The sequence below is a fragment of the Metabacillus sp. KUDC1714 genome, assembly GCF_014217835.1.
Classification (GTDB): domain Bacteria; phylum Bacillota; class Bacilli; order Bacillales; family Bacillaceae; genus Metabacillus; species Metabacillus rhizosphaerae.
This window is the reverse complement of sequence record NZ_CP055263.1, coordinates 5,440,424-5,455,413: the sequence shown is the minus strand read 5'-3', so window position 1 is coordinate 5,455,413 and position 14,990 is coordinate 5,440,424. Positions and strand designations below refer to the sequence as shown.

The following is a 14,990-nucleotide window of genomic DNA, read 5'->3' as shown; positions in this document are numbered from 1 at the left end:
CTATCGTTTGGCATATCCAGTGTATGGTTTGAATAAGTTCAGAATGAAGATTCTTTCGTGACTACGTCGAATCATTTTACATCATTTGCTAAACGAAAGTGGGGATCATCAAATGCCAAGTGAGTTATATAAAGTTGAAGTTAATATTCCGATCCAATCAATATGGGACTTTGTAAGTGTAATGGACAATTGGGCACCTCTTGTACCTGGATATATTGAGCATGAGATTTTAAATGATAGCGAGTCAATTTGGAAGTTCAAAACTGATTTAGGGGTTATTAAGAAGAAGGTAGAATTAAAAGTTGATATCACAGATTGGATTAAACCTAAAAAGGTTATTTTTAATCTAACTGGTATCAATGAAAAAATGACTGGAAAAGGTTATTTCGAAGCACAAATAATTGATACGAACAACACTCTGATGACTGGGTATCTAGAAATCACACCTGAAGGCAAAATGGCGAAATTAATTAATTCTAAGCTTAAGAAAAATTTAAATGAATTGACCAAGGAATTGACTGAAGCGATAATAGCTAAAATAAAAGAAGATGAACATGCGATAAGATAGTTGTTAGTAAGAATTAATCAAGTATAGAAAAATCTGTCCGTATTTAGGCATCCTATGTAGGTAGGATGTCTTTTTTACTATGAAAAAGAATGTAGCTTAGTAATAGAATTAATTAAAAGGCTAACTCGCTAAACTTTGTTGCTATGTACCAAGTGGTGTGGTGAGGTTGATTTCCGCTCCAATCAACCTTCCACAGTGTTCGTGTTATAACAACAATCTCTAAATTGAACGAAGCTTGTTCTTAAAAGTTAATTAAAAGCTTTGTTATTGACAACGGAATTTTATTTGTGATATATTTATCTCGAAATAAGGATATTTGAATCTGAGATAATACCACAAGTAATTATCTCTTTATATTTTGAATAGTCAATTCAATAACATCGAAAAATATATTAACAATTATTCACTGTCCCTTTAAAGTAAAAAAACTCAGAAAAGGGCTAGTACACAGTTCGACATTATAGAGCTATGTTTGTAGCTTAATTGGAGGAAATTAAAGTGAATGAATTAAAAGGATTACACCATGTAACAGCCATTACAAGTAGTGCAGAAAAGAACTATGAATTTTTCACTTATGTTTTAGGCATGCGTTTAGTGAAGAAAACAGTAAACCAAGATGATATTCAAACATACCACTTATTTTTCGCAGATGACAAAGGTAGTGCAGGCACAGATATGACTTTCTTTGACTTCCCTGGCATTCCCAAAGGTGTACATGGTACAAATGAGATATATAAAACATCTTTCCGGGTACCAAGTGATGCTGCGTTAGATTATTGGGTAAAACGTTTTGATCGTTTAGAGGTAAAGCATACAGGGGTGAAAGAACAATTTGGTAAACAGACGCTTTCATTTGTTGATTTTGATGACCAAGAATACCAATTGATTTCAGATGAAAATAACGAAGGTGTAGCTTCTGGTTCACCATGGCAAAATGGACCGATTCCTCTTAAGTTTGCAATAACTGGTCTAGGGCCAATTTTTATCCGTATCGCTAATTTTGAATACTTTAAAGAAATGTTGGAAAAAGTTCTATTATTTAAAGAAATAGATCAGACAGGAGCATTTCATTTATTTGAGGTTGGTGAAGGAGGAAATGGTGCCCAAGTAGTAGTAGAATATAATGCAATTCTGCCTCAAGCTAGACAAGGTTTTGGTACAGTACACCATGCAGCATTCCGTGTTGAAGACCGAGCAGTTCTAGAAGAATGGATTAATCGTATGGAAAGCTTCGGATTCCAAACCTCTGGATATGTTAATCGTCACTTTTTTGAGTCATTGTACACAAGAGTTGCTCCACAAATTCTATTTGAGTTTGCAACAGATGGTCCAGGATTTATGGGAGATGAACCTTATGAAACACTTGGAGAAAAATTATCTTTACCTCCATTCTTAGAGCCAAAACGTGAACAAATTGAAAGTTTAGTTCGCCCAATTGATACTGTAAGAAGCACAAAAGAATTCATTAAAGAATAATGAATAATTTACTATTTTAGATAAATTATTATGCTAAGTATTATGTATATTAAAGAGCTTCCTAATAGATGTTTCATCTCTAGGAAGCATTGTTACAAAAAGTAATAACCTAATAATTTATGATATTAATAAAGTTACAGATCTAATAAGTTGACAAAAGAAGAAAAACCTATTAAAATTATCTCATATTCAAGATATTTAAATTTAGGATATATATATTTTAAGCTATTAATGAAGTTGATAAGATTTAGGAATAGGACCCTGTGTTCAAAGCATAAAAATTTTTATTTTTTATCTCAAATTAAAAATTCTTCAAATGAGGGTAAAAGTGATCTTAGGAAAACTTTAAACAGCAGAATTTAAACCTCCAAATTAAAGGGGTTGATAAAATTTAAAAATATCAAATGAGAACAAACAATATTTTAGGCGGTGTAAAAGATGGGCATTATAGAGAAATTATTTGGTGGATCTAAACATAAGGAGGAAAAAACAATGACAAAATTAAACATTGGAATTATCTTAGGAAGTACACGTCAAGGACGATTAAGTCCACAAGTAGGAGAATGGGTGAAAGCAATTGCGGACAAACGTGAAGATGCAAATTATGAAATCGTAGATATTGCGGAATTCAAATTACCATTTTTAGGTGAAACAGATGGTCAAGAACCAGGAATAAAAGCTTGGTCAGAAAAACTTGCTAGTTTAGATGGATTCGTATTTATTACACAAGAATACAATCACAGTATCACAGGAGCTTTGAAAAATGCACTTGATCTAGCTCGTGTGGAGTGGAACAATAAAGCTGCAGGTATTGTGAGCTACGGTTCAACAGGTGGAGCTCGTGCAGCAGAACATCTTCGTGGGATCTTAGGTGAATTACTAGTTGCAGACGTTCGCACACATCCTACATTGTCACTATTTACAGATTTTGAAAACGGAAGTGTTTTCAAGCCAGCTGAATTACATCTTGATAATGTTAATGGTATGCTAGACCAAGTTATTGCATGGAGTGGCGCACTAAAAACATTGAGATAAAATAAATGACAAATCGTTATACATGGGAGGGGAGGATGTTAATCCTCTCTTTTTTTATATGATTAGAATAAAAATCCTAGAATATTTTTATAAAATGAGCGTTTAATTGGAAAATATGTTAACATAATATGGTAAATAGAGTTAAAGTAACACATCTACATATAAATAGAACAGGTCATCCATCTACTTTTAGTAACATTTTTTTAAAGAAAGAAGGTGTGAAAAAATTGGTAATTAATATCTTGTTTACAATTATGTTCATACTTGGTGTATATTATCTAATCAATTATCGATTAAGGATAAAGAAAGCAGCTGATTTATCTAAGGATGCACTTTATCCAAAAATAGACGATGAGTTTAATAGTATTCTCCTTCCGATTGAGTGGAAGGAAATGGAACCTCTTGCAAAGAATACGAAATCCTATCAATATGTGAAATGGGGAACTCTTATTGCCCTTTTATTGTTATTGGCTCTATTGTGGATTGTTCTTGCAACAGAATGGTTAGGATCCTCCTTCTTTAGTGTTGTCTATTTGTTTATTGTGATCATTAACTCGATTAAGCATCGTGGAAATCTGTTTATCTTATCAAAAGGAATCATTCTCAATGGTAAGTTCTATTCTTCAAATCAAATAAAGAATTATCAAATAGAAAAAATTGTCCGGTGGCACGAGCTTTACGGGCTTGATGATCGTGTGAACAACGCTTATAAAATAACATTTAAAATAAAGAAGGAGCTATTCCCTCCAAATTATATTGTTGTAAAAGATTCTGCTTACCTTGAACGAATGATTTTATTACTTGATGAACAAGGTATTCCAGGTATGAAAGAAAAGGAACTAGCTAATTCTTCAGTAGGTAATTTTACAACTAAATCTTAGTGTTTCCTCACAAATAGGCATAATCCATAAATGGTTTACGTCTATTTGTACTTCAAGGAAGGATATATGGTTAGTTATAAAAATTTTACTTTTTCAATAATATCTATAGCTAACTAATTAACAAAATTGGATGATCAGATGGATATTTAAAATATTGTCTAATCGCAAGTGATATACCTTTTGCAATATTTGTAGCCATTGTATATATAAGATGGAGATTCGTATAAAATAGAGAAGATTCTACAGCAGGATCATTTTCGAGGACCACTCCCATTACGCTACAATCTCCAATAGATGGAAGGTTATGGCCAAGACCACTCCCAGGTCGCAAAGAGCCTTCACGAACAACAATCGTGTTAACGATCCCTTCTGAACCAAGTACACTATCAATTGCAACAACAAAGCTATTATTTGGTAAGGCAATACCCGAAAATCTTGGGACAATGGTTGTGGCATCTAAGGGAGATTTTAGATTTCCCAATACAGTTAAGTGATTTGGATACATGTCTTGAAGTAAGGTTCCAACAAATGGACCAAGGCTGTCGCCATTAATTAGGTTAGAACCAATGCCTACGACATATATATGCTCCGTCCCTTCTGGAATTAAATTATACAAGGTGTTACGAATAAACAGCGGTGCTAGCTTATGACTATATGGGATAATTCCCTCAAGCATTGAAATTCTTGTGTCCATATCATTCTGTTTATACATGTTGTTATTTCCCCTCACCAATATTTTAAGTAGTTCACCGATCTCTCTGTGTAAAACGCTTTCATATTCTGGTATTTTTTAGAATTTTTGATCGTTATTTTATTTTACATTATAATTAAATATTCTTTATTCATATTAAAATTCCTTCTATAATTTGATTAATAGAATAAGTAACTAATAAACGTTTTGCTTGATCCTAGAATGATTTGTTGTTCTGATGAAGTTGATTATTGGTAAAGTGACTAGCTCATTGAATATAAAAGCTAAAATTTAGGTGTGACATAATTAATGTACGAGAATGCTTGCTAATGCTGCTAATAAATGAGCTTAAGTCAGCTTTTTTTATATGAAAGTTAGGAAGTAAAAGCTAAATAATTGAGATGTAGTGCACCCTTAATTTTCGTTTTTATTTAGTTTAAGGCTCAGTTAAAGGCTCACTGTTTTTTTGCGAATTGTTGCATGTAGAGGTAAAAAGCAATCAAGTTTAACAGAGTGAAGTATAATATAAAATTTTTAAAAAGAAGGAGATATTGTGCTAGGATAATCCACTATGAGAAAATAATATTAAACAGTTGGAAGGGATGATACATATGGCAAATTTAAAATTCGAAATAATAGAAAAGATTGGAACAATTTCAGAAGGCGCAAAAGGATGGAAGAAGGAATTAAATCTAATGAGCTGGAATGACCGTGATCCTAAATATGATTTGCGTGATTGGGATCAAGATAACGAAAAGATGGGAAAGGGAATTACATTATCTAAGGATGAGTTAATTCAATTAAAAGAGCTATTGAATGGAATGGACTTATAATAATACTCAAACTAAAAAGACAGGGGCGATCGATAATCTGCTCCTGTTTTTTGAATTTAGAAACAGTATTTATTGTCACTCGAAAGGATTCGTAATCGAGTCCTAATAAATACAAGAATGGTAATTCTGCCAATAATTCACTAATGTGATCCACTTGTAAACCTGTTAGCCTTGTAGATGGCCCTGTTTTATCCTAAAAAAACAAACAGGAGGTTTACAAAATGAAAAAATTATTAAAATTAGTGATCACAATTACATTAGTAATTGGTTCTTATATAGTATTTCCTACAACTCAAATAAATGCTCAAGCAGAAGATTCGATTCAGACTGGTGACACGTTGAAATTATTATGGGAAAAATATGATATCGAAAAAGTTGATAGTGACTACATTGACTTACGTTTTATAAATGAGAAAGAAAAAGCAAAAATCTCAAAGAGCTTGATTGAAAACAAAGATAATTCTTTAAAAGTCTCAAATAAAGAAAATTCTTTGGAAATCTCAAACAAAGAAAAGAAACTTCTTGCTCGTCTTGTCCATGCAGAAGCAAAAGGTGAGCCATATGAAGGTAAAGTAGCAGTTGCAACAGTAGTGTTGAATCGAGTTGAACACAAAGAATTCCCTGATACAGTTAAGGAAGTTATTTATGAAGAGAATGCATTTGAACCTGTCCAAAATGGTTCAATAAATGAAACTGCTGATAAAGAAGCACATAAAGCTGTTAAAGAAGCTTTAGCGGAACAAGAAAAAAATGATGAGTTACTGTACTTCTATAACCCTGAAACAGCAACAAGTGATTGGATTTTAACTCGTGAAGTTGTTAAAACAATTGGAGATCACGCATTTGCGATTTAAAGGGCGTGTACAGGATATAAAAAGTACCCTATAAAGTAGACACAGTAAAGTCTACCTATTGGGTGCTTTTTTTTATTATTCTTCTTTTTCATTGACTATTTTCGTAAACGCCTGCGGTGTCTCACCTGTCCCGCTGCTCCCGCAGGAGTCTCGCAATCCGTTCCAATCAACCTGAAATAGTTTTGTCTTAAAAGCAACAATCTCTTAGAAAAGAGCCTTCATTTTACACAACTGAATACTTATTCGTGCATTATTGCATACAGGTGAAAACAATGGACAACAACGGGATCATGATAGAATATTGGATTATATAAAAGTATAGTCGAAATGAGAAGGAGGTATATTAAAAATGGTGAACCGTGCAATGAATATTATTATTACAGACTATAATGAAAACTGGACTCAATTATTCAAAAAAGAAGCAAAATTAATTAGTGGAATTTTAAAAGATGAACTTGTAAAGATTCATCATATAGGCAGTACAGCAGTGTCCGATTTGAAAGCTAAACCAATCATCGATATGATGCCAATCGTAAAAGATATTTCAAACGTTGATCTTTTTAATGAAAACATGATTGAAATAGGTTATGATCCACTTGGAGAGTTTGGGATTAACGGAAGAAGATATTTCCGAAAAGGTGGAGAAAACAGGACACATCAAATACATATGTTTCAATATGATAATCATTTTGAAATTGAACGCCATTTGGCGGTACGTGATTATCTTAGATCACATAAAAAAGACGCAATTGAGTATGGAAAGTTGAAGGAAAGCCTTGCACTTGAATTTTCTAAAGACATTGAAGGATACAGTAATGGTAAAAGTGATTTTGTGGAAAACTTGGAACGGAAAGCAATTGAATGGAAGCGTGAAAATGAAAGGTAATCTTTGATTTCGTTTTTAACTAAACCAGTTATTAGTTTGCTAACATTTTCAAGAGTTTGCGAAAACATCAAACAACCGCTTTATTAAAAGGAGATTAGCTTTTTGTAATCGAATATAATAACAGAATTGCAATAGTTTCACGGAATAAGGAATAATTGTAAATATGGGGAAATGTAAAATGGTAAAGTTAATAACTGGTGAAACAGAGTACATACGAAATGAATGATTGTTACACAAACAATGAATATGACATTGAATTTGATCGCTGCACTCCAAAAGTTAATAGGGTATACAAATAATGCAAAAACCGTGAATGATGCTCCTGTTTTTATGAAATAAACATAATAGAGGCAGTTGTAAAACTTGGTCAAGCTCTCACGATGGTCCAATAATAGAATCACTTTATCATGTTTAAAATTGGTTCAATACTTAGTAGAAAAGTGGTGATTATCTTTGTATAAAAATATGGTGGAACTAAACGATAATTTAACAGAAATCTTTTTTGAAAAGCAAATAGATGATGAGGAGAGTCGTTACTTTGGAGGCGTGGTAGATGCTAAAACAGGTATCCCTAGTCCAAGTCATACTGGAGTTGGAAGTGTGCTTGGTAGTTGGCTGAGCTCCTATGTGAACCCAGACTCTCGATTTTATCATTATGACCTATTAGCGAGAAGAATTGATAAAGCATTGGATTACATGCTAGATCAACAGCATGAGGATGGAACAATTTCCCCGGGATGGACCAATTACCATTCCCCACCTGATACGGGATTTATAGTAACTGGATTTGCCCACATTTATCATTTATTGAAAAATGATAGTGGTCTAGAAGCTGACAGTTTAACTAGTAAGGTTAAGTCTTTTCTTGAAAGAACGATTCCGGCAATGCTGACTGGTGGATGTCATACTCCGAATCATCGCTGGGTCCTAACTTCTGCCTTATGCCACCTTTATACGATCTTTGGAAATGATGAATTATTAGATCGCGCAGAGGAATGGCTAGCAGAAGGAATCGACATTACCAAAGACGGAGAATGGACGGAACGGAGCAATGGGATCTATAATTCTGTCAGTAACATCTTTCTTTATCACACGGCACGGATAGGAAATAAACCGAAATTGCTAAATTATGTAAGGAAAAATCTTGATATGATGCAATACCTTGTTCATCCAGATGGAGAGGTTGTCACAGATTATTCAGGTCGTCAGGACTTTGGAAATGTTTTCGATTTATCTCCTTATCACTTAATCTGCCGTTTAATGGCTTTTCACGACAATAACCCGGTTTATGCTGCCATGTCAGACTTAGCTGCTGAAAATCTATCAGAAATGGGTCCAGTTAATAATCATATTATGATAGGATACCTGATGTTCCCTTTTATAAAAGAACAAAAGGTTGGTAAAACAGCGTTGCCGACTAATTATGAAGTCTTGATAAATGGTGATTTCCCAGGAATCGACAACTTAAAGAAAATGAATCTAGTTGGACATGGCTCCAAAATTGAACATAGTAGTATGCATGAGTCCTTTGGAGCACCCATTGTTCGTTTTCGACAGAGTGAGGAAAGTGCAACCATTATGAGTAAAAACGCGTCGTTTTTTTCTCTTCGTAAAGGCAATGCAAAACTACTTGGTGTAAGAGTAACTAGTAGTTTTTCACCTGGGATCATTGAATTTGACACAATCGAAAAAATAGATGATGGTTATCGTCTAAAAAAGCAGATGGAAAAAGGGTATCGAGGCCCGATACCGAAGCAGCAGTTAGCTAATATGGAGGATACAAGTATTTGGTATTTACTACCGCACCAACACAGGGGATTAACTCATAGCCAAACATTCGAAGTTGAGATCGATATAGTGAAGACTAGTGACAGTGAATGGAAACTCTATGTGAAGTCAGACGATCGAGAAGACGTATTTATGCAGATAGAATTCCTTTTTAATACTGATGGTCTTCTTAAAGGTGATGAAATTACTAGAGTTAATGAAAGAACGTATTTTTGGAAAAGGGATGAACTCACCTTTCAGTCTGGTGAAAACTATATTCATATGAACACTGGGACTCATGAACATTGGATAGAGAATATAGGAGGAGCTGGTGAGGTAAACAATGTGCAGGCAGTTAAAGTTAACCTTGTGTCTCCTATAGACAAAACCTTTCGTGTTTGGATTAAATAATATGTAAAATTTTCTTAATGGTGTTTGGTGATAATAAAACTATCTACTTGAAAAAAGTAAATGAGATAGATAAAAAGTCAAACGTAAGCTGGAGGTCATATATATTATTAAATCCAATATTTATAAAAAGATAATTTGATAATTAGTTTTCCTAATCGTTATATTGTTGAAGCTTGTGCACGATTCAAAATCGTGTTCCGTGAGAAGTGTCGGTTCGACCCCGACCACTGGTATCTATTTGTGAATAGAAAATAAGATAGAACACTCGCAATCGTTTATATATCAGCTTTTGTGAGTTTTTTGTTTTTTTAAGAATACGATAGAAAACGATAAGTTTGATTTGGATAGTAACGTATGAACGCCTCTTATATTACAGTGTCAATCCTCGGATATTTGGAGCCACTCTCGGCATTGATTTTTTCAGCTAGCATTTTAGGAGAAAAGTTAAGTCTTGTGTAAATATCCGGGGCTTTGTTGATTTTAGGAGGTGCAGCATTTGGAGAATTGTTTCGGTCGAAGAAAAACGAGCTAAGGGAAGAAAAGGCAAAGTGGCATTGTGATAAGCAGCATGGTGAATGTTGCAAATCGTCATAGACGTTTGATGTCTTTGGTAGGTTGCTGTCGATAAGCAGTAAAGAAAATCTAAGATTTATATAAAAAAGGGATCTATGCTTCCATTCCATTAAATCCTATGTATATGGGAATCGAGAAGAGGATCTCCTTCAATATGACAAGAAGAATAGTAAAGTTATTTGCCCATCTGGTAACGAGTATCTAATGTTCTTTAACTATCCTCTGAAAAAAGACTTATTTTTTATAAAATTGTTCTTAATCAATTTTATAAAAAGAAGGAGTGGTAGATACACATATACAAATCCAATTCCTACATTTGCCGTAAGATTAATGAGCTGATCAATACTATTAAATTCTTTAAAGCTAATGGAAGCAATCATTATTACAATAAGTAACAGTTGTAAAGTCGCTTTTGGAGGCATTGAAAAAGCTCTTTTTACTATCCTTGTACATGCCCACAAAGAAATACAGATAGGGGATATAACCACTAACAACCAAATAAATATAAACACGTATTCAAATCTTTCCAGGAATGAGAATTTTACGATTTTTACCATCATTAAAGTCGCCCAAGGCAACTGCTGTAATACCTCTTGATTGAAGTATAAGAATGAAATTAACGTTACAATTAGATACACAATGATGGTATATAAATTGCCTAAATATGCCCATTTAGATATAGTTTTAGAATTTGAATCCTTAATGAAAGGATAGTACATCAGTATCCACTCGAAACCAAGAAAAAGCAGGGAAAAAGCCTTAGAAGATAGAAATAGCTCACCAAGGGAGTGGCTGAAAGCTGGAAGTAAATAAATATAATTCATATGCTTCATTGGGAAATAGATTAAAATGAACAGAAAAGAAGGTAAAACAACTCCCCAGAAACTAAAGCCAGTTAAAGTACGGAAGCCACTTGATATAAGGTAAAACAATAAAAGCCCGAATACTAAACAAAGTTGCCATGTTTTTATTGTTGGATACACCCATATTTGTATGACTTCAATATAGGCGCGAAAAACCGTCAAGGAAGCTAACCAGAAATAGACCATTGCAAAGACAGATAAAATGTTACCCATCTTTTTTCCAAAGCAATATTGATGAACAGCTACTAAATCATTGTTTTCTTCATCTAATAGCTTAAAAATAATATAGAGTATGATATGGGTTGTAACGCCAGTTAATAGTAAAGAAATCCAAGCATCCTGTTCAGCACCTTTAATCACTTGATTTTGAAAATTTAGGATACCAACACCAGTTTGGGAAGAGTGAATGAGAAAAAATGTGAAAAAAGACGAAACCTGAAATTGTTTTTCTACTTTTACGGTCACTATTTTCCCACCCCAGTTTGTCTAACGACAATTTTGGTATTTACATCATACGTCATATTAGGATAGATCCTTTCGTAAAAACTCTTCTCGGACCAATTACTATGATTGATTCTATATAATCTTCCTAAACCTACAGGATCTACACCATTTTTTTGAAAATCCTTAAGAAGTAATTCAACGTCATTTGAAATGGATTTCTGTAAGGCGTTTTTAAACAATTTAAGATCCTTTTCCTTTTCCAAATTGATCCACTCGGGCAAAGCATCAAGTTCTACATCTAAATTTAGACTAACATTGGCTTGTTCCTGGAGATTTTCCTTAATGACTTTTACCTTATGTTTTCCATCAATCGTTCTGACCCCAATATTAGCTTTATGTCCTTTCATGTTGAGGTTAAAACTGTATACGCCCTGTTTGTTTCTGTCTGTCATTAATTTTAATAAGAATGTTTCTTTATCTGAAATCTTTAGTGCTAATTTATCACCTTTAAAAATCCCCATTCCATCGACTTTAATAGTTCCTTGAGAATCTACTGTAAGATTCGGAAAGGACATATCAATTCCACTGCCAAAATACTGGTCAAACATGACATGGAGGTCTGATTCAGGAATACCTTCATTTTCAATACTTTTATCAATCAAATTCATCAAAAATAGCGGACGCTCATTTAAGGTTTTATTTAGTATTTGATCAGGTGATCCATCTGTAATGACCATTCTGGTAATGCCGATCTTTTGATCTTTACAGATGGTGTCCAATACCTCTGCTAAACCTCTTCTACTTAGATTATCTCCAAATATAATTAACCTTACTTGACCTATTTCAAAAGGAAATTGAGACTTATGGCCAAGTTCTTCATGCAGACTAGATGTATTTTCAGCAACAGCTGTCATTAAAGTAGATCTATCACTTTCGGCATAATTTGGATAAACAACACTTGCTTTTAACATCTTTCCTTCTTCATCATAGCCTACATTATGCATCAAAGAGACTTCATTGATAATATTGTGAGGTACACATCCTGCCAGGATTAGAGATATAACAACAAAACCAATAGTAATAAATACGTTATTCGTCATTAATATCATCCTTCTTTTTGTTTCTCTCTTTAGGGGAATATTTCATTTTATCTTTAGGTCTCAAATAATCTGGCCTTTTGTTTAATTTATTATAAGGTGGTCTTATAATACTATCTGTTAAATTATTGTGGCGAAACGGATAAAAAGGAACCATGTAAGGAGTATCAAACGATTTTAGATTGAACAAATGACATAGTAACGCTGCAAAACCTATCATAATACCTAACCCGCCTAGTAATGATGACAATATGATAAAGGGAAATCTTAATATTCTAATGGTATTGGACATAACGGTAGTTGGTGTAGTGAATGAAGCTAAGGCTGATAAAGCGACAATAATTAATAAAATATTACTTGTCAGTGCTGCAGCAACTGCTGCCTGTCCAATGACAATACCTCCAACAATTCCCAATGTTTGTCCTACCTTGGTGGGCAACCTGGCTCCTGCCTCTCTTAATAATTCAATTGTCATTTCTAAAAAAAGAACTTCCAGTAACGGCGGAAATGGAACGTTTGCTCTAGACTCTATTAGAGGACCTAGTAAATCCGCGGGTATAACCTCATAATGAAACGTCACAACCGCAACATAAATTGAGGAAGAAAAGATTGAAAAGATGATCGCAAGTATTCGTGTAAAACGAAAGAAAGACCCAATAATCCAGTTATAATAATAATCTTCAGATGAGAGAAAAAAATCGAATATGGTAGAAGGCCCGGATATTGCGTATGGTGAACCATCACTAAATATAACTACTTGGCCCGAAGTGATTGTATAAGAAATTCTATCTAGCCTCTCTGAAGAAAAGTAAAGTGGAAAAGGAGTATGAGAATTATCTTTAATTAGTTGGATTAAAGCAGAAGTATCCCATATAATATCAAAATCTATTTCAGAGAGCCTTTTTTTTACGGATTCTATATGTTCTTCATTTGTAATACCATCTAAATAAACAATGGTAACTCTTGTTTTTGACAGTGTGCCTAGCACGATCTCTTCAGTCGTTAATAAAGGTGATTTTAACTTAGAGCGAAGTAAAAGAATATTAGTATCAAGACTTTCAACAAACCCTATTTTTGGACCTATAACATTAAACTCATTCTCAGTTTCATTAGATTCTCTAATCCCTTTAGATAAATTGTTTGCGTTTACTAAAAGACAATCTTCAGAGGTATTTTCAAATTTAATTAGGACATAACCTTGATGAATTTTCTCTTCGATTTCTTTTGCATCCAGAGTTCTAATGACATCTTCAAGAGGAAGCTTGTTTATAAATTGTTGAATATCTAGAGTTTGGTCTTTGTTTTTTTCATATTCATTAATATATGGAAGAAACACACGTTCCATCGTCTTGTGATCAATAAGTGTAGTGAAATATAAAATAAATATCTGGATTCCTGAAATGTTTTTTTTAATCTCTTTAAAATCAGATGATTTTTTAGCTCTTTTCACTATTTCTGCAAGTGTTTGATATTCTGTAGGGCTCTGATTATTTTTTTTCTTAAACATAAACAAATGTACTCCTTACTATGCAGTCAATACTTATTATCTTTATTAACAAAAATTGTATTCACTTATCATTTTTATTTTTGTTGTAGGACAAGTGAATAGATGGAAACTTTTAAAAAAAATCTCGAAAAAGATTTTTGGACTTATTCGAGATTAAACATTATTAATTAACTTTTTAAAGAATAATAGAGTATCATTACGCAACTTTATAGGAATCATGAGTGTTTAATCCTTATTTAGTTCAGACTAAAGTTTTAGAGTGTAAGTAAACTCTCACTTTACTTCAGCTTCTAACAATAGATGTTGATTAAACAGGGAGAGTGGCAAAGGGGGGAACTGTTTAGCTTTCGGGAACGACTCCTAAAGGTGCTTACATTCTACCCCGGCTACCGTATCATAAGAACAAGGAGACAATGAGAATTTCTTGTAATTATCAATAGACAATTGAAAGGTACGTTCCATGGAACTAAGAAAAAACCTCTCTAATTCCTCTTAATTAAGGAATCTCACGAGAGGTTTGTTTTATATGTTGCTCTTCGAAAAATAGTTCCGAGTATCTTCACGTACTTGTTTGGATAAGTCACGATCAAGCTCTTCATTTAACCATGCAAGTGTTTTACTTCGCAAAAAATCACACATTTTTTCTTCCGCAGAGAGCATAACTAAATTGATGGTACAAGAGGAGGGGGCTGTACAACAGTTTTCTCTATACAAATACCCATTATCTTTTATATTTTTACATTGAAAAATAGGCTTAGAACCTTCAACTGCTTTAACTACATCCCAAAAGGAGATATCTTCTGGGGACTTAGATAATCGATATCCACCCTTTACACCAGGGACAGAACTTACAATACCAGCCTTAGATAGTTTACCAAATACTTTTGAAAGAAATGTCTCAGAAAGCCCTTGAAATTCTGCCAGGTCCTTTATCCCGATACTTTCATTCGAAGGAACATCAATTAAATAAACCAGACAATGTAATGCATATTCAACGCCGACACTATACTGCATATAAACTCACCTACTTTTGATTTTAAAGCTTTTCAAATTGTATGTTAGGAGTATTTAGAGTGTTAGTCAAATAAAACTAATTTTTTTTGG

Annotated in this window: 13 protein-coding genes; 8 read left to right on the top strand and 5 right to left on the bottom strand. The window is 33.4% G+C overall.

What is annotated here, in order from left to right; translation table 11 throughout:
- The first annotated feature begins 112 nt into the window (after positions 1-112).
- From HUW50_RS25170 to HUW50_RS25155, 4 genes are all read left to right on the top strand, one after another.
- Positions 113-568, top strand: coding sequence for an SRPBCC family protein (locus HUW50_RS25170; RefSeq protein WP_185653473.1), 456 nt, complete (start codon positions 113-115; stop codon positions 566-568).
- Positions 569-1,066: 498 nt separating this feature from the next.
- On the top strand, positions 1,067-2,044 hold the full coding sequence (locus tag HUW50_RS25165) for a ring-cleaving dioxygenase (protein ID WP_066327542.1): 978 nt from the start codon (positions 1,067-1,069) through the stop codon (positions 2,042-2,044).
- 438 nt (positions 2,045-2,482) lie between these two features.
- Positions 2,483-3,079: an NADPH-dependent FMN reductase gene (locus tag HUW50_RS25160; RefSeq protein WP_066327531.1), complete on the top strand. Its 597-nt coding sequence runs from the start codon at positions 2,483-2,485 to the stop codon at positions 3,077-3,079.
- 218 nt (positions 3,080-3,297) lie between these two features.
- Positions 3,298-3,960: a hypothetical protein gene (locus HUW50_RS25155; protein WP_232328977.1), complete on the top strand. Its 663-nt coding sequence runs from the start codon at positions 3,298-3,300 to the stop codon at positions 3,958-3,960.
- A 109-nt stretch (positions 3,961-4,069) separates the two neighbouring features.
- Here HUW50_RS25155 and yyaC read toward each other — a convergent pair whose 3' ends face one another.
- The gene (gene yyaC / locus HUW50_RS25150) at positions 4,070-4,672 is read right to left on the bottom strand and encodes a spore protease YyaC (RefSeq protein ID WP_232328976.1); all 603 of its coding nucleotides are present in this window, start codon (positions 4,670-4,672) and stop codon (positions 4,070-4,072) included.
- A gap of 590 nt (positions 4,673-5,262) precedes the next feature.
- Here yyaC and HUW50_RS25145 point away from each other — a divergent pair.
- The 4 genes from HUW50_RS25145 to HUW50_RS25130 all read left to right on the top strand — a co-directional run bounded on the left by HUW50_RS25145 (position 5,263) and on the right by HUW50_RS25130 (position 9,402).
- Positions 5,263-5,484 carry a YdbC family protein gene (locus tag HUW50_RS25145; RefSeq protein ID WP_066327529.1) on the top strand — a complete coding sequence of 74 codons (222 nt, stop codon included), beginning with the start codon at positions 5,263-5,265 and terminating at the stop codon, positions 5,482-5,484.
- Between the two features lie 221 nt (positions 5,485-5,705).
- Positions 5,706-6,338, top strand: a complete 633-nt coding sequence (locus HUW50_RS25140; protein WP_185653471.1) for a cell wall hydrolase — start codon at positions 5,706-5,708, stop codon at positions 6,336-6,338.
- 349 nt (positions 6,339-6,687) lie between these two features.
- Positions 6,688-7,224, top strand: a complete 537-nt coding sequence (locus HUW50_RS25135) for a GrpB family protein (protein ID WP_260445606.1) — start codon at positions 6,688-6,690, stop codon at positions 7,222-7,224.
- A 453-nt stretch (positions 7,225-7,677) separates the two neighbouring features.
- On the top strand, positions 7,678-9,402 hold the full coding sequence (locus tag HUW50_RS25130; protein WP_260445605.1) for a hypothetical protein: 1,725 nt from the start codon (positions 7,678-7,680) through the stop codon (positions 9,400-9,402).
- A gap of 788 nt (positions 9,403-10,190) precedes the next feature.
- On the opposite strand, the gene HUW50_RS25125 is transcribed toward HUW50_RS25130, so the two are convergent.
- The 4 genes from HUW50_RS25125 to HUW50_RS25110 form a co-directional block, all read right to left on the bottom strand.
- Positions 10,191-11,303, bottom strand: a complete 1,113-nt coding sequence (locus HUW50_RS25125; RefSeq protein WP_185653470.1) for a GerAB/ArcD/ProY family transporter — start codon at positions 11,301-11,303, stop codon at positions 10,191-10,193.
- The gene (locus HUW50_RS25120; RefSeq protein WP_185653469.1) at positions 11,303-12,382 is read right to left on the bottom strand and encodes a Ger(x)C family spore germination protein; all 1,080 of its coding nucleotides are present in this window, start codon (positions 12,380-12,382) and stop codon (positions 11,303-11,305) included. Before HUW50_RS25120 ends, HUW50_RS25125 begins: the two co-directional genes overlap by 1 nt.
- Positions 12,372-13,886, bottom strand: coding sequence for a spore germination protein (locus HUW50_RS25115; protein WP_185653468.1), 1,515 nt, complete (start codon positions 13,884-13,886; stop codon positions 12,372-12,374). Before HUW50_RS25115 ends, HUW50_RS25120 begins: the two co-directional genes overlap by 11 nt.
- Before the next feature lie 522 nt (positions 13,887-14,408).
- Positions 14,409-14,900 carry an RrF2 family transcriptional regulator gene (locus HUW50_RS25110; protein WP_185653467.1) on the bottom strand — a complete coding sequence of 164 codons (492 nt, stop codon included), beginning with the start codon at positions 14,898-14,900 and terminating at the stop codon, positions 14,409-14,411.
- Positions 14,901-14,990 lie beyond the last annotated feature (90 nt).